Raw genomic sequence first — 14,606 nt, forward strand, 5'->3', positions numbered from 1 at the left:
TGATGCAATCGCGCGATGGCGCCGTCGCCGCCCCCCTTGAATTCCGGCAACCCGGCCGCCACTCTCGCAGCATGGCTCAGCATGATGAAGATGGAGCGAAGGCCGCTTCGCCCCTCGCAGACCCGGCAAGCGCGCGGGACGTCCACCTCGCCTACAAGGTGGACATCGTCGTCATCGGCGCCGGCCAGGCCGGGCTCGCGAGCGCCTATCACCTGCACGAACTCGGCCTGGCGCCCGGCCGCGGTTTCCTGGTGCTGGACAAGGCGCCCGCGCCGGGCGGGGCCTGGCAATATCGCTGGCCGTCTTTGACGCTGAGCACCGTCAACCGGGTGCACGACCTCCCCGGCATGGCCTTTGCCGATGTCATCGATCCCGGCCTCACCGAGGTGCCGGCGGCGGAAGCGGTGCCGCGCTATTACGAGGCCTATGAGCGCAAGTTCGAACTGCCCGTCTATCGGCCGGTGACGGTCAAGGTGGTGTGCGGGCGCGGCGAACGCTTCCGGGTCGAGACGGATAGAGAGACCTTCTCGGCCCGCGGCCTCATCAACGCGACCGGCACCTGGGAGACGCCCTATATTCCCGACTATCCCGGCCGGGAGAGTTTTGGGGGGCGCCAGCTCCACACCCGCGACTACCGGACCGCCGAAGCCTTTGCCGGCCAGCGCGTCCTCGTGGTCGGCGGCGGCATCTCGGCCGTGCAGATCCTCGACGAGATCTCGCGCGTGACCGAGACGATCTGGGTGACCCGCCGCGAGCCGCAGTTCCGCGAGCGTCCCTTCACGCCCGAGGACGGGCGGGCCGCTGTCGCTCTCGTCGAAGACCGGGTCAGGCGGGGCCTCGTGCCCGGCTCCATCGTCTCGGTCACCGGCCTGCCGCTCACGCCGGCGCTACGAGCCGCACGCGAGCGCGGCGTGCTGGCACGCCGGCCGATGTTCAGCCAGATCACACCGGAGGGCGTGCGCTGGGCCGATGGCAGTGAGGAGAAGGTCGACGTCATCCTGTGGTGCACCGGCTTTCGTTCCTCGCTCGACCATCTGGCGCCGCTGCAGATCCGCGAGGACGATGGCGGCATCGTGATGACGGGCCGCCTGGCGACCGAGGTCGCCCGGGACCCACGCATCCATCTGGTCGGCTACGGCCCCTCGGCCTCCACCATCGGCGCCAACCGCGCCGGCGCCGCGGCCGCCCGGGGGCTGACGGCGACGCTGGGGATCGGCGGTCAGCCGATGAGCACGGCTCCTGCGGAGTAAGGCCTGACCAGCCTTTCCACGAGGTGGCATTCGGTGCGCAGTCTCCACCCTGCCAGGACAAAGCTGCGAGATCCTTCCCCGATTTCGGGGAAGGTGTCGCTGCGTAGCAGTGACGGAAGGGGGAGAGTGGCGCGAGTTTGCCAAATTTGGCGTGCAACGCGCCACTCTACCCCATCCGACCTCACTGCGTTCGGCCACCTTCCCCGAAGCCGGGGAAGGATAATCGCGCCCCTTTCTGCCACTTTCCTGTTTGCCAAGCTTCAGGCAGAGCGGGTCCTCACCCGGTCTTCAGCGCATCCGTGTCGATCGGCAGCGTGCGCACGCGCTTGCCGGTCGCGGCGAAGACGGCGTTGGCGACGGCCGGGCCGACGGCGACCGTCGCCGTCTCCCCGATGCCGCCGGGGGCTTCGGCGCTCTTGACCAGATGGGTCTCGATGATAGGCACCTCGTCGATGCGCATGGGCAGATAGGTGTCGAAATTGCCCTGCTCTACCCGGCCGTCCTTCAAGGTGATGGCGCCGTGCAGCGCCGCGGTGAGGCCGAAGATCGCGCCACCCTCGACCTGCGCGGCGATGGTGTCCGGGTTGACCTGCAGGCCGCAATCGACGGCGCAGGTGAGGCGATGCACCTTGAGCGTGCCGTCGGCGGCCGTCTCGACTTCGGCCACCATCGACATGAAGCTGCCGAAGGCGAACTGCACCGAGACGCCGCGCCCGCGCCCCTTGGGCAGCGGCTGGCCCCAACCCGCCTTCTCGGCCGCCAGCGTGAGCACGCCGAGCGCCCGCGGGTTGTTGGCGAGCAGTTCCTTGCGATAGGCGACCGGGTCCGCCTTGGCCGCGGCGGCCAGCTCGTCCATGAAGCTCTCGACCACGAAGACGTTGTGCGTCGGCCCGACGCCGCGCCACCAGGAAGTCGGGATGCCCGGCGGTTCGACCCGGACATAGTCGACATGGATGTTGGGCAGGGCATAGGGTGGTTCGGCCGCCGCCTCCACCGCATCGGAATCGATGCCGTCCTTGAAGGCCGGCGGGAAGTAGCGCGCCAGGATCGAGGAGCCGGAAATGCGATGGGTCCAGGCCACCGGCTTACCGGAAGCATCGAGCCCCGCCGACATCCGGTCGAAATAATAGGGCCGGTACATGTCGTGCTGGATATCCTCCTCGCGGCTCCAGATCACCTTCACAGGCCCGTCGACCTGCTGCGCCACCTTGACGGCGCGCGCCACGCCGTCGGCCTCCAGCCGGCGCCCGAAGCCGCCGCCGATCAGGTGGTTGTAGACCTTGACCTTGTCCTTGGGCAGGCCGGTGATCTCGGCCGCGACCGCCTGGGCCATGGTGGGCACCTGCGTGCCGACCCAGACCTCGCAGCCATCCTTGCGCACATGCACGGTGCAGTTCATCGGCTCCATGGCGGCATGGGCGAGGAAGGGCACCTGGTAGATGGCTTCGAGCTTCGTGGCCGCGCCGGCGAGCGCCTTGGCGGTGTCGCCCTCGTTGCGGGCCACCGCGCCCGGCTGCTTGGAGGCCTCCGTGAGCTGGCTGACGATCTGGGCGCTGTCGACCTTGGCGTTCGGCCCGTCGTCCCAGGTGATGTTGGCGGCGGCGAGGCCCTTCTTGGCCGCGCCCATATGGTCGGCGACCACGGCGACGGCGTCGTCGGTCTTGACCACCTGCCTGACGCCCTTGACGGCGAGCGCCGCCTTGTCGTCCACGGATTTGGGCTTGCCGCCGAACACCGGCGAGATGGCGATGGCGGCGACCTTCATGCCGGGCAGCTTGACGTCGATGCCGAACTCGGCCTTGCCGACCACCTTGTCCGGCGTATCCAGCCGCTTGGCCGGCGTGCCCAGCAGCTTGAAATCCTTGGGGTCCTTGAGGGTGATGCTCTCGGGCTTGGGCACCGGCATGGTCGCGGCGTCATCGGCGAGCTCGCCATAGCCGAGCGTCGCATTGCTGGCCGGATTGAGCACGGCGCCGTCGCGGGCCGTCAACTTGGCCGCGTCGACGTTCCAGCGCTTGGCGGCGGCGGCGATCAGCATGGTACGGGCCGCCGCGCCGGCCTGCCGCAAGGGCTGCCAGAAGGCGCGTATGGTGGTGGAGCCGCCCGTCGCCTGGCTGCCGAGCAGGGCATTGCCATAGAGCTTGTCGTCGGGCGGGGCATGTTCGAGCCTGACCTGGTGGAGGCCGACTTCCAGCTCCTCGGCCAGCAGCATGGCCTGGGCGGTGTAGACGCCCTGGCCCATCTCGACCATCGGCATCACCAGCGTCACCAGGCCCTGCCTGTCGATGCGGATGAAGGCGTTGGGGGCGAATTCCCCAGCTTCGGCCGCGGCGACCGGCGATCCGGCCAGCGGCGGCAGAGCGAGCGTGAGAACGAAGCCGCCGCCGATGGCGGCTCCCGCCTTCAGGAAGGCGCGGCGATCGAGGCGTGAATATGTATCGGTACCGTCGGGCATGATCCCTTCCTCCCTCAAGCGGCAGCGTGATGGATGGCGGCGCGGATACGCTGATAGGTGCCGCAGCGGCAGACATTGCCGGACATGGCGGCATCGATGTCCTCGTCGCTCGGCTTGGGCGTGGCGGTGAGCAGGGCCGCGGCCGACATCAGCTGGCCGGACTGGCAATAGCCGCACTGCACCACTTCGAGATCGAGCCAGGCCTGCTGCAGAGCCTTGCCCTGCGGGGTCTGCCCGATCGCCTCGATGGTGGTGACGGCGCTCTCGCCGACGCTTTCCAGCGGCGTGATGCAGGAACGCGTCGCCGTGCCGTCGACATGCACGGTGCAGGCGCCGCACAGCGCGGCACCGCAGCCGAACTTGGTGCCGGTCATGCCCAGAATGTCACGCAGCACCCATAACAGCGGCGTGTCGCCATCGGCATCGATGGTGTGAGCGGTTCCGTTGATCTTGATGGTATAGGCCATGGCAGTCTCCCGCGAGTCGGAAGGGCATATCCCCTCCTTGGAGCGATTCCAGACAATCAGCCTAGGCCTGTCGGGGCAAGGGTTCAATCGATCACAAGCCGGTGTGGGCTTTGGGGCACCTGCAAGTTGCCCGATGCACGGATCTCTCGCGTCACAGATAAAGAGCGGAAATCCTTCCCCGGTTTCGGGGAAGTCCGGAACATCTTCGTAAACGAAGATGTTCCTTCCATCGCTGCATGGCAGCGACGGAAGGGGGAGAGTGGCGCCGACCTGTCAACTCCAGGGGCATTTGCGCCACGCTCCCCCACCCGGCCCTTCGGGCCACCCTCCCCGAAGTCGGGGAGGGATAGTCGAGCCTCTTCCTGCTGAGCGGAATGCGCGAAGCCCGCAGCCATCCCTCACACACTGCTCAGCAGCAGGCTCGTCTCGCTGTTCGACACCCCGTCGATCAGCCGGACCTCGCGCAGCACGCGGTCGAATTCGGCGAGACTCGCGGCGCGGATGTTGGCGACCAGGTCCCAATTGCCGTTGGTGGTGTGCAGCGTGTGCACCTCCGGCAGGCCGCGCAGCTTGCGGATGACCTGCGTGGTCGACTTGCCGACCACCTCGATCATCGTCACCGCATGCACGGCGTTCATGTCGTAATCCTCGCGGACGCGGGCGGTGAAGCCGAGCAGCGTACCAGTCTCGATCAGGCGGTCGAGCCGGTTCTGCACGGTGCCGCGCGCCACGCCCAGCGCATCGGCGAGCTTGGAGAGCGAGGCCCGCCCATCGGTGCGCAGATGCGCGATGATGCCGCGGTCGAGCGCATCGGGAATATATTTGACCGTCTCGGCGTCCCGCCCCGTCACTGACATTTTTTACAATCCGACCTGGCAATCTGTTCAATGGACTGACGGTTCTAGCACAGGATTGCGATTTCGGTGAACATCCGGACGGCCTAGGCTAAGGCCAACATTGACCGTTCAGGGATTTTTCGATGACCGCTCCCCTGCCCTCACAGAAGGCGATGGTGCCTTTCGTCAGCGTCGAGAACATGATGCGCCTCGTCCACCATCTCGGTATCGAGCGGGTGCTGGCCGAGCTCACCGACCTGATCGAGGAGGATTTCGGCCGCTGGGAGAGCTTCGACAAGACCCCGCGCGTCGCCAGCCATTCGCGGGACGGCGTGATCGAGCTGATGCCGACCTCGGACGGCACCATCTACGGCTTCAAATATGTCAACGGCCACCCGAAGAACACCGCCGAGGGCCTGCAGACCGTCACGGCCTTCGGCCTGCTCGCCGATGTCGCCACCGGCTATCCCGTGCTGCTGACCGAGATGACGCTGCTGACGGCGTTGCGCACCGCGGCGACCTCGGCCATGGCCGCCCGCCACCTCGCCCCCAAAGGCGGCACGGTGATGGCGATGATCGGCAATGGCGCCCAGGCCGAGTTCCAGGCCCTCGCCATGAAGGCGGTGTGCGGCATCGACACTGTCAGGCTCTACGACATCGATTCCCGCGCCACCGAGAAGACCGCCCGCAACCTGCAGGGCAGCGGCCTCACCGTCATCCCCTGCAGCTCCTCGCAGCAGGCGATCGAGGGCGCCGCCATCGTCACCACCTGTACCGCCGACAAGCAGTTCGCCACCATCCTCACCGACAACATGGTCGGCCCCGGCATTCACATCAACGCCATCGGCGGCGACTGCCCCGGCAAGACCGAGCTGCACAAGGACATCCTGCTGCGCGCCGACTGCTTCGTGGAATATCCGCCGCAGACCTGGATCGAGGGCGAGATCCAGCAGATGGACCGCTCCTACCCGATCACCGAGCTCTGGCAGGTCGTCACCGGCCAGGTGCCGGGCCGGCGCGACGAGCGCCAGATCACCCTGTTCGACAGCGTGGGCTTCGCCATCGAGGACTTCTCGGCCCTGCGCTATCTGCGCGCCCAGATCGTCGGCACCGATTTCTACCAGGAGCTCGACATGATCGCCGATCCCGACGACCCGCGCGACCTCTTCGGCATGCTGCAGCGCGCCCGCTGAGGGGGGCCTTAGAACTATATCTGTCATTCCCGGCGCCACCGGAGGTGGCGGGAAGGGAATCCAGGGGTTGAAGGGCTCGACTTGCGGCCCCTGGATCCCAGTCACAAGCAAAGCTTGTGACGATACCCTCGCCCTCCCTCGCTCCGCTCGCGAGCGCCTCGGCCGGGGATGACACCCCTTGCGATTCATCATCCACGAACCAACGCGACAGCCCCCCGGAGCCCCCATGTCCAAGCGCCCTGCCTTTTCGGTCCAGGCCCCCTCCGCCGTGGTGATGGTTCGCCCGCACCACTTCACCGTCAACACCGAGACGGCCGCCGACAATCATTTCCAGGTCGCGGGCAGCGGCGGGGAAGACCTCGCCCCGCTCGCTCATGCCGAGATCACCCGGGCCGCGCAGACGCTGTCGGCCCATGGCGTCACCGTGCATCTCTTCGAGGACGAGAGCCTGGTAACCCCGGATTCGGTGTTTCCCAACAACTGGTTCTCCACCCATGCCGGCGGCCATGTCGCGATCTATCCGATGAAGGCGCCGAGCCGGCGGCGCGAGCGCCGGGCCGACGTCATCGAGATGCTGAAGACCGATTACCGCGTGCAGGAGGTCATCGACTATTCGGGCCTGGAGCCCGACGGCCTGTTCCTGGAAGGCACCGGCGCCATGGTGCTCGACCATATCGACAGGGTGGCCTATGCCGTGCGCTCCGACCGCACCGACCCGATCGCCCTCGAGCGCTTCTGCACCCATTTCAACTTCGAGCCGATGGCCTTCGACGCCCTCGACGACAAGGGCGCCGCGATCTACCACACCAATGTGCTGATGTGCATCGCCACGGATTTCGTGCTGATCGGCTTGGACATGATCGTCGATGCCGCCCGCAAGGCCGAAATCATCGCCCGCCTCGAACGCTCCGGCCGCGACGTGCTGGCACTGAGCAACCGCCAGATCGAGAACTTTGCCGGCAACGCAATCGAATTGCAGGGCAGAGACGGGAGGATCCTCGCCCTCTCGACCACGGCCCTCGCCGCCCTGACGCCCGAGCAGCGCGAGATTATCGAGCAAAGCGCCATTTGCGTCGCGCTTGATATTCCGACCATCGAACGCGCGGGGGGTTCGGTGCGGTGTACTCTGGCGGGCGTGCATCTGACGCCGCGGGGGTGAGGGAGGATGCACTTTCTGTGAACGACATCCAGACAATCGCTTTGTGCGGATAGAGGCGCCGGCGAAATGCTTGGCTCCGACTTATGGTGGAACGGCGCTCGTCGAAAAAAGTGATCGCGCATGCGCCAGTTGTGGCGCGTAGCGCACGATTGCTGCAAGATCGCCATCATGACTCGGGCTTGGCGTGAAGGCGGACAGATGAGCGAAAACACCCTGAAAGAATTGACACCCGAAGAGGACATCGACGGGCTCGATGCCGAGGATGCCGGTGGTCATTCGGGGGCCATCAAGCCATGGGATCCGGGTAAAATTCGTATTACGACTAAGTCGTTTACGCTTCGTGAGATCGTCGATCAGATCGATGACGGAGACATTGATCTCTCGCCCGACTTCCAGCGCGAATATGTCTGGAAAGCGCGACAGCGGACACGTTTGATCGAGTCTATCTTGCTCGGAATTCCTCTTCCAGCATTCTATTTTAATCAAACGGAAACAGGAGCATACCAAGTCGTTGACGGAGTTCAGCGCCTCTCGACGATTGCGCTCTTCATGCGAAACGAGCACAGACTCTCGAATGTTGATCTGGAATATCTCTCTGACCTGCACGACCTAACTTATGGGCAGCTCGACACCGCGTCCGTTCGTCGCTTCAGGAGCACACAAATCGTCGTGCACGTCATAGAGCCGCAGACGCCAGATGAAGTGAAGTACGACATCTTCAACCGCGTCAACACGCTCGGCAGCCCGCTCTCCGCGCAGGAGATAAGGCATGCGATGAGCGGTATCCGCTCGCGCCAATTTATAGGCCGTCTCGCGGAGCACAATGATTTCGACACCGCAACCGAACGGCACTATTGGAAGAGGAGTCCCGAAGGTGCGATGATTCGGGACAGCGGGCGGATGGCAAACCGCGAATTAGCTCTCCGTTTTTGCGCGTTTCGTACTAGCTCGATCGAGCAGTACCGTCAGTTTGCCAGTCTCGACGCGTTTTTGATGAACTTCACGAAACGCATAGATGGGACTGCTGAGCCTGCCATATCAGACGATACGCTTGCCAACTTAGAGTCTGCCTTCAATCGCGCGATGACAGCTGCTCATGAGATACTCGGCCCTGCAGCGTTCCGACGATGGCCCCATGGCGCCGATCGCCGTGGTCCGATTAACCGAGCAGTGTTCGAGGCTCAGGCCAACGCACTCGCGGATCACTCGCTTGAGACGCTGCTTCCACACCGCGACGTAATCGTGGACGCTTTTCGAAAAGCGTTCCTGGAGCCAGAATACCTTCGAGCCGTGACAGTGGGTACGGGCGACGTAAATCGGGTCGCGTACAGACTCGATCGGACACGCCAAATTCTCAAGGAAGCACTGAAGTGATCACAAGGGCAACGATCAGTGGCTTCAAGCGCTTCGGGGACGAGCGGTTCGACATGGCTCCGCTTACAGTGCTGACCGGTCTGAATGGATCAGGAAAGACCTCGCTGCTGCAATCGGTGCTCCTCACTGTAGAGGCATCAACGAAGAAGTCTGTTTCTCTCAGCCTTAACGGGCCGTTCGGCCTCCAACTCGGCATGGCCGAGGACGTGCTGAACTGGGATAGCTCTAGCCCAATCGAGATCTCATTCGAGGCATCAGGGATTAAAACTGTCGAATGGCGTTTCGCCGTTCCATCCGAGGACGCGCTTTACCTCGACATTGTGGCCCGGCCTGACAATCTGCCGAAACCCTTTTCCGGCGAAGCACGTACCTTTACATACCTGAGCGCAGAGCGGCTAGGGCCGCGCGGCTTCACTGCTGCGTCGCCGCTTCCCGAAGCGGAACTTGAGGTGGGAGTCCAAGGAGAATATTGCGCGCATGTACTTAGCGTTCTTGGCGACCGAGTGATCGAATCTGTTGAGCGATCACACCCTCTTTACGAAGGGACGACGCCACGTCTGTTGAAGTACGAAGTTGAGCAGTGGCTAAGCGAGATCGCGCGCCCCATCGAGGTGAGCGGAGAGCGTGCTGCGGGTGCAACAGTGGCGGAACTTCGATTCAGAACGGCGGGTTCAACCTGGGTTCGTTCGACCAACATGGGCTTCGGTATCACCTACGCTTTGCCCATCGTCTTGGCGGGTCTGATTGCCGAGACTGGCGGCCTCCTTCTAGTCGAGAACCCAGAAGCCCATCTTCATCCTGCCGGGCAGTCGCGAATGGGTGTCTTCCTCGCGTGGCTCGCCGGCCGCGGGGTTCAGACGATCATTGAGACCCATTCAGACCATGTGGTAAACGGGATCCGCAGGGCAATAGCCGAACACCAATACCTCGATCCGTCATCGGCACTTCTGCACTGGTTCGGTAACGATACTGCGAGCCGTGGCGACCGGACCTTCCACACGCTATCGATTGGTGAAACAGGCAATGTATCCGAATGGCCAGAAGGTTTCTTCGACCAGTATCAGATCGACGTTGCGTCACTCGGCCGCATTAGGCGTAGGAGTCGGTAGGCGATGGTGTTTATCGTCAATGGTGCAGACTGGGATTTCAACGAACTGACAGTAGGCGAGGCCGAAGAACTCATCGATTGTGCTTTGGAATTCATCGAAGCATCGAGCGAGCGTGGAGAGGAGGTCGCGATTGGCGACGACTTCCAGACGAGACCGATGCATGGGGCGTCGACCCTGTGGGATCTTTTCTCGCAGACCTCGCCGCTGCCGATCCGGCGCGAACTCTCGCAAGAACTCGCTGCATGGCTGAACAGGGCGCCTTGTTACGCCGATACGGAGCAGTGGCCAAACGGCTTCGACGATGTCGTGATTTCTATTGCTGATGCCGCACCTGCTGCCAATGAGGACGTCGCTTGGGTTCACTATTCGATTCGTGCGGGTACCCCCGCAGCGACATTTACCCTTGGCAATGCTGGGGTATTCGCCACGACGACAGCAACCGGCAGCGCAGATGTCCACTTTGTCGCCAACAACACTCATCGGAAGCAGTTCTGGCGAGATATGATCGTTCTCGAAGGCGACAATCTTGAAAGTCTTCTGCGTTACTCCTCGCGAGCGTATCCAGAACTGTATTTTGTTGACGGCGTGATAGAAGGTGCCGGACACCTCGCTGGTGGCTATCTCGCGTCAAGGCAGCGGGTGCGGGATGCGCTAGCGACGCTCGATGACTGGGGATATTGGGTATTTACATGCCCACCACCGACGATCGCTCCCGGCGAAGAGCCGCCGCCCGATCCGGGTGCCAGCCCAACCAATCAACTCATCGAGCGACGGTTCGGGGGCTTGAATCTAAACGCTGCACCCGAGAATACTAATGTTCGAAATCACCGTGCCAGCCGCGAAGCACGAGAAACTGTCCTGAAGACGCGCACGCTTTACTGCGAATGGCACGTGAAGCTTCAGTTGCATCAGAACCGGATTCACTTCCACCCGCCCGTTCCAGAAAGCGGCAACAAGATCGTAATTGGTATGATACACGAGCATCTGCCACTGCCGACGTGAGCGCCTTCAAAAAAGGAGTAGCTCAGTCTCGTCAATGACGACTTTCAGCAACTTTCCAGATTGGCAGGAATGGCCAGTAGCAGCATGCTGGCGCGGCCGGCGCCGAGTGCCTCGACGCTGCGATTGTAGAGATAATACATCAGCGCGCCGCCCGGTCCGGCCAGATAGGCGAGCGCCAGCAGGCCATTCGCGTTCAGGGCCGAGCCGCCACCGCCGGTCACCTCCCACAGATAGAAAGGCAGGGCGGCAAGGGAGCCGGCTCCGAGCAGAACCACCACCGTGGGCAGCAGGGCGATTCCGAATTTCGAGCGGCGCAGCAGCACCGTGTAAAGGCCCCAGCAGAAGGCGCTGCCGACGATCCACAATTCGCCGGCACTGAACTGCAGCCCCTTGAGCGCGCCGAGATCGCCATGGGCCACGATGACCAGCATGCCGGCCAAAGGCTATAAAACGGTGGCACTTCGTACGAACAGCCGCCGGCTCCTCACCGGCGGCCGCTACCTTCCTCGCCCCTCACCCCCTCTGCCGTGCAATCACCCCCAGCGCCGTGGTGATCGCCCGGGCGAAGGTCAGCGCCCCAATCCCGTCCACGTCGCGCTCGGGCATGAATTCCACAAAGTCCATCGCCTCGATGCGGCCGCGGCGGGCGGCGCCCTTGATGAGGTCGACGAGCTGGTAGTAGGTGAGGCCCCCCGGGGCGCGGCCGATGACGCCGGGCACCAGGGCCGGGTCGAGGGCGTCGGCGTCGATGCAGATGACGATGCGGCTGCCTTCGGGGATGAGGTCGAGCGCGGCCTCGACGCCCTGGCGGTGCAGGTCGTAAGCCGGCACGAATTTCACGCCCCAGGCCAGCGCATCTTCATAGTCGCTCGTCGCGGCCGAGCCGATGCCGCGGGCGCCCACCTGGATGATGCGCTCGATATGGGGCATTTCCGACGCCCGGCGCATGGTGGAGGAGAGGCCGAGGCGCTCGTCCATATGCACCTCGCGCCAGTCGATATGGGCATCGATCTGCAGGATGGTATAGCGGGCACCCTCCTCCGCCCCCAGGGCTTCGAGCATGGGGATGGGGATGGAATCATCGCCCCCCAGCACGATCGGCACCGCGCCGCGGGCGCGGATGGCCTTGACGGCGGCGGCGATGGCGGCGCGGTTGGCGGCGCCGTCATTCTCGTCATAGGGCAGGTTGCCGCAATCGACGGCGCGCAGGCGCGGCTCCGGGAAGACCTTGCCGCCATTGTCGAAATCGTGGCGGTCGACATTGGCGGTGAAGGCGGCGGTGGCGCGGCGCAGGGCGTCGGGCGCGTTGCGGCAATAGGCGCCGACGGAGCGATAGGGCGTGGCGCAGGGCGCGCCGATCAGGGCGATCGGGGCGGTGAGTTCAGTGAGGTCGCGGCATTCCTCCAGGCCGAGGAAGGTGAGGGTATCGGCCGCCGCGCCGAACAGCGCGCCGAGATCGGCTTTCTGGTTCATGATGGGGATCCTCTATGCGGGCCGCCCTCGGGCGGCATCGGGTTGGAAAAGCGGGGGATGGCCGGCGGCGAACCTCAGGACGGGCGGACGTCGAGGTAGCCGGCCCAGCGGCGCTCGACGAGACGGAAGGCGCCGACCAGGACGAAGGTCAAAGTGAGGTAGACGATCGCGGCCGCGACATAGGGCTCGAACTGGATGTAGTAGTTCAGCGTGATCATGCGGGCGACGCCGGTGGTCTCCAGCAAAGTGACGGTGCTGGCGAGCGAGGTGGCGTGCAGCATCATGATGGTCTCGTTGCCATAGAGCGGTAGCGCCCGCGTCAGCATCGCCGGCACCAGGATGCGCCGCGCCCGCGTCCAGCCGGACATGCCATAGGCGGTGGCGGCTTCCACCTCGCCGGGCGGGATGTGGCGCAGCGCCCCGGCGAAGATCTCGGTGGTGTAGGCGGTGGTGTTGAGCACGAAGGCGATCAGCACGCAGACGAGCGGACTGGAGAGCCAGGGCCAGAGCAGGCTGGCACGCACCAGCTCGAACTGGGCGAGGCCGAAATAGATCAGGAAGAGCTGCACCAAAAGCGGCGTGCCGCGGAACACCAGCGTATAGGCGAAGACCAGGCTGCGGATCAGCCTGTTGGCGCTGTTGCGCGCGAAGGAAAGCGGGATGGCGAGGCAGAAGGAGATCGCCAGCGACGCGACGGTGAGGGTCAGCGTCAGCTGGGCGCCTTCGGCATAGAGGCCGAGATTTTCGGCGATGACGTCCCAGTTCATGGCGCCAGCTTCCTTGTGCCGAGCTCGTAGCGCCGCGCCAGCCAGGCCAGCACCAGCATCGAGAGGATGGTGATGGCGAGATAGAAGCCGCCGGCGACCAGGTAGAAGGTGAAGGGCTTGCCCGTGGCCTCGGCCGCGCCCTTGGCGCGGAACATCACGTCCTGCAGGCCGATGAGCGAGACCAAAGCCGTCGCCTTGACCAGCACCAGCCAGTTGTTGGTGAAGCCGGGCAGCGCCAGGCGGATCATCTGCGGCAGCACGATGCGGGTGAAGATGCGGGTGCGGCTGAGGCCGTAGGCCTGCGCCGCCTCGATCTGGCCGCGCGGGATGTTGAGGAGCGCGCTCTTGAAGGTCTCGGTCATGTAGGCGCCGAAGATCAGCCCGAGCGTGGCGATGCCGGCGCCCAGCGGGGAGAACTCGACCTGGATGTCGAAGCCGAGCCATTCGCCGAGCTGATCGATGAAAGAGGGCAGGCTGTAGAAGACCAGCAGCATCATCACCAGATCGGGGATGCCGCGCACCACGAAGGTGTAGATCCCCGCGAGCGCCGCCAGCGTCCTATGGCGCGAGACCTTGCACAGGGCCGCGCCGAGGCCGAGGAGGACGGCCACCACCAGCGAGGCGAAGGCCAGCAGCAGGGTGATCGCCCCTGCCGCCAGGATCGTGCGGACGAAATCGAGGATCATCTCTGGTCATTCGCCGAAATATTTGGCGTCCAGCGCCTTGAGCTTGCCGTTGTCCCTGAGGATGGCGAGGCCCTTGTTGATCTCGGCCACCAAAGCGGTGTTCTTCTTGCCGATGGCGATGGCGACGCCCTCGCCGAACTCCTTGGCGTCCTTGCCGGTGAGCTGCGGGCCGACCAGCTCGTAATCCTTGCCGGCATCCGACTTCAGGAAGCTGGCGCTGATCTGGGCCTGGTAGCTGATGTGGAGCTCGGCGCGGCCGGCGGTGAGTTCCAGATAGGGGGCGCTGCCGGTGTCGTAGCGCTTGATCACGGCCTTGGGGAAATGGCTGGTGACATAGGCGTCCATCGGCGTGCCGGTCTGCACGGCAATGGTCTTGCCGGCCATGCCCTCGGGCGTGAACTCGTAGGAAGAGCCCTTCTTGGCCACGAAGCGGAAGATCGGGTGGTTGTAGATGTCGGAGAAGGCGATCACCTTGCGGCGCTTCTCGGTGACCGTGAGCTGGGAGATCAGCGCATCATATTTGCCGTCGATCAGGCCGGGGATCATGCCGTCCCAGGCAGCGTTGAAGATGTCGCAGTCGAGCTTGGCGGCCTCGCAGATCGCCTGCATCAGCTCGACGTCGTAGCCGACCAGCTTGCCGTTGGCGTCGATCGATTCGAAGGGCGGGAAGGTGGCGTCGGTGGCGATCTTGATCTTGTCGGCGGCCTGGGCGCTGAGCGCCTGGGCGCCGGAGGCGGCAAGGCCGAGCAGGAGGGCAGCGACGGCGTTTCTGATGCGAATGCTCATGATGGGTCTCTCAGGATGGGATTTGTCGTTGTGGAAGCCGATTTCCACC

Annotated in this window: 13 protein-coding genes and 1 pseudogene; 6 read left to right on the forward strand and 8 right to left on the reverse strand. The window is 64.4% G+C overall.

Annotation, left to right across the window (positions count from 1 at the left end; genetic code table 11):
- The first annotated feature begins 2 nt into the window (after positions 1–2).
- Complete coding sequence (locus tag U1R88_RS21915) at positions 3–1,250, forward strand: NAD(P)-binding domain-containing protein (protein ID WP_322433155.1); 1,248 nt, start codon at positions 3–5, stop codon at positions 1,248–1,250.
- A 277-nt stretch (positions 1,251–1,527) separates the two neighbouring features.
- Here U1R88_RS21915 and U1R88_RS21920 read toward each other — a convergent pair whose 3' ends face one another.
- The 3 genes from U1R88_RS21920 to U1R88_RS21930 form a co-directional block, all read right to left on the reverse strand.
- On the reverse strand, positions 1,528–3,705 hold the full coding sequence (locus tag U1R88_RS21920; RefSeq protein WP_322433156.1) for a xanthine dehydrogenase family protein molybdopterin-binding subunit: 2,178 nt from the start codon (positions 3,703–3,705) through the stop codon (positions 1,528–1,530).
- A gap of 14 nt (positions 3,706–3,719) precedes the next feature.
- Positions 3,720–4,172, reverse strand: coding sequence for a (2Fe-2S)-binding protein (locus U1R88_RS21925; RefSeq protein ID WP_068289035.1), 453 nt, complete (start codon positions 4,170–4,172; stop codon positions 3,720–3,722).
- A 398-nt stretch (positions 4,173–4,570) separates the two neighbouring features.
- Positions 4,571–5,029, reverse strand: a complete 459-nt coding sequence (locus U1R88_RS21930) for an Lrp/AsnC family transcriptional regulator (protein ID WP_322433157.1) — start codon at positions 5,027–5,029, stop codon at positions 4,571–4,573.
- Positions 5,030–5,151: 122 nt separating this feature from the next.
- Here U1R88_RS21930 and ocd point away from each other — a divergent pair, with 122 nt between their 5' ends.
- From ocd to U1R88_RS21955, 5 genes are all read left to right on the forward strand, one after another.
- Entirely contained in the window at positions 5,152–6,201 is a 1,050-nt protein-coding gene (ocd, locus tag U1R88_RS21935) for an ornithine cyclodeaminase (protein ID WP_322433158.1), read from the forward strand.
- A gap of 226 nt (positions 6,202–6,427) precedes the next feature.
- Complete coding sequence (gene ctlX / locus U1R88_RS21940) at positions 6,428–7,360, forward strand: citrulline utilization hydrolase CtlX (protein WP_322433159.1); 933 nt, start codon at positions 6,428–6,430, stop codon at positions 7,358–7,360.
- Positions 7,361–7,558: 198 nt separating this feature from the next.
- Positions 7,559–8,734 (forward strand): DUF262 domain-containing protein, encoded by a 1,176-nt coding sequence (locus U1R88_RS21945; RefSeq protein WP_322433160.1) that lies wholly within the window; start codon positions 7,559–7,561, stop codon positions 8,732–8,734.
- Positions 8,731–9,843 (forward strand): DUF3696 domain-containing protein, encoded by a 1,113-nt coding sequence (locus U1R88_RS21950; protein WP_322433161.1) that lies wholly within the window; start codon positions 8,731–8,733, stop codon positions 9,841–9,843. Before U1R88_RS21945 ends, U1R88_RS21950 begins: the two co-directional genes overlap by 4 nt.
- Positions 9,844–9,846: 3 nt before the next feature.
- Positions 9,847–10,845 carry a hypothetical protein gene (locus U1R88_RS21955; RefSeq protein ID WP_322433162.1) on the forward strand — a complete coding sequence of 333 codons (999 nt, stop codon included), beginning with the start codon at positions 9,847–9,849 and terminating at the stop codon, positions 10,843–10,845.
- Between the two features lie 44 nt (positions 10,846–10,889).
- Here the strand turns inward: U1R88_RS21955 and U1R88_RS21960 are convergent.
- The 5 genes and pseudogenes from U1R88_RS21960 to U1R88_RS21980 form a co-directional block, all read right to left on the reverse strand.
- Positions 10,890–11,285: pseudogene (locus U1R88_RS21960) on the reverse strand (EamA family transporter); the annotation flags it as partial.
- Between the two features lie 73 nt (positions 11,286–11,358).
- Positions 11,359–12,318, reverse strand: a complete 960-nt coding sequence (locus tag U1R88_RS21965; protein WP_322433163.1) for an arginase family protein — start codon at positions 12,316–12,318, stop codon at positions 11,359–11,361.
- A gap of 74 nt (positions 12,319–12,392) precedes the next feature.
- Entirely contained in the window at positions 12,393–13,085 is a 693-nt protein-coding gene (locus U1R88_RS21970; RefSeq protein WP_322433164.1) for an ABC transporter permease, read from the reverse strand.
- Positions 13,082–13,771, reverse strand: a complete 690-nt coding sequence (locus U1R88_RS21975; protein WP_322433165.1) for an ABC transporter permease — start codon at positions 13,769–13,771, stop codon at positions 13,082–13,084. Before U1R88_RS21975 ends, U1R88_RS21970 begins: the two co-directional genes overlap by 4 nt.
- A 6-nt stretch (positions 13,772–13,777) precedes the next feature.
- The gene (locus U1R88_RS21980; RefSeq protein ID WP_322433166.1) at positions 13,778–14,557 is read right to left on the reverse strand and encodes a transporter substrate-binding domain-containing protein; all 780 of its coding nucleotides are present in this window, start codon (positions 14,555–14,557) and stop codon (positions 13,778–13,780) included.
- Between the last annotated feature and the right edge of the window lie 49 nt (positions 14,558–14,606).

It is taken from the genome of Labrys sedimenti, from assembly GCF_034424805.1.
Classification (GTDB): domain Bacteria; phylum Pseudomonadota; class Alphaproteobacteria; order Rhizobiales; family Labraceae; genus Labrys; species Labrys sedimenti.

Excerpts from the sequence above, each read along its gene's own strand:
- U1R88_RS21915 (WP_322433155.1), top strand. The coding sequence starts at position 3 with ATGCAATCGCGCGATGGCGCCGTCGCCGCCCCCCTTGAATTCCGGCAA.
- U1R88_RS21920 (WP_322433156.1), bottom strand. The coding sequence starts at position 3,705 with ATGCCCGACGGTACCGATACATATTCACGCCTCGATCGCCGCGCCTTC.
- U1R88_RS21925 (WP_068289035.1), bottom strand. The coding sequence starts at position 4,172 with ATGGCCTATACCATCAAGATCAACGGAACCGCTCACACCATCGATGCC.
- U1R88_RS21930 (WP_322433157.1), bottom strand. The coding sequence starts at position 5,029 with ATGTCAGTGACGGGGCGGGACGCCGAGACGGTCAAATATATTCCCGAT.
- ocd (WP_322433158.1), top strand. The coding sequence starts at position 5,152 with ATGACCGCTCCCCTGCCCTCACAGAAGGCGATGGTGCCTTTCGTCAGC.
- ctlX (WP_322433159.1), top strand. The coding sequence starts at position 6,428 with ATGTCCAAGCGCCCTGCCTTTTCGGTCCAGGCCCCCTCCGCCGTGGTG.
- U1R88_RS21945 (WP_322433160.1), top strand. The coding sequence starts at position 7,559 with ATGAGCGAAAACACCCTGAAAGAATTGACACCCGAAGAGGACATCGAC.
- U1R88_RS21955 (WP_322433162.1), top strand. The coding sequence starts at position 9,847 with ATGGTGTTTATCGTCAATGGTGCAGACTGGGATTTCAACGAACTGACA.
- U1R88_RS21965 (WP_322433163.1), bottom strand. The coding sequence starts at position 12,318 with ATGAACCAGAAAGCCGATCTCGGCGCGCTGTTCGGCGCGGCGGCCGAT.
- U1R88_RS21970 (WP_322433164.1), bottom strand. The coding sequence starts at position 13,085 with ATGAACTGGGACGTCATCGCCGAAAATCTCGGCCTCTATGCCGAAGGC.
- U1R88_RS21975 (WP_322433165.1), bottom strand. The coding sequence starts at position 13,771 with ATGATCCTCGATTTCGTCCGCACGATCCTGGCGGCAGGGGCGATCACC.
- U1R88_RS21980 (WP_322433166.1), bottom strand. The coding sequence starts at position 14,557 with ATGAGCATTCGCATCAGAAACGCCGTCGCTGCCCTCCTGCTCGGCCTT.